Source organism: Bradyrhizobium sp. MI1.7, assembly GCF_055811795.1.
In genome coordinates this window covers 1-256 of the sequence record NZ_JBVVPO010000298.1, presented here as the reverse complement: position 1 = coordinate 256, position 256 = coordinate 1, and the positions used below count along the sequence as shown (strand labels likewise).

Below are 256 nucleotides of genomic sequence, written 5' to 3'. Positions count from 1 at the left end.
CCTGGCGGACAACCGCTGGCTGCTGGGTGACCGGTTCAGCGCGGCCGATCTCTATCTCTTCATGTTCATTCGCTGGGGCCGCGTGCTGCCGAACCCGCCGAGGAACAGCGACGTGCTGCGGCGCTATGCGGAAGCGGTCGCCGCGCGGCCCGCCGTCGTCAAGACCTTCGAGGTCGAGGGCGTGCCCGCGCCGCGGTCGCAGCCCTCACGGAGTCCGCATGGGCCGGATTGTCGACGAACTCATGGGCATAGAACC

Annotated in this window: 1 protein-coding gene; it reads left to right on the top strand. The window is 68.8% G+C overall.

Annotation, left to right across the window (positions count from 1 at the left end; all coding sequences use genetic code 11):
• Window positions 1–256 (top strand): glutathione binding-like protein (locus tag AC0L3X_RS47585; RefSeq protein ID WP_473317678.1); only part of this gene is annotated, 256 nt, incomplete at both ends.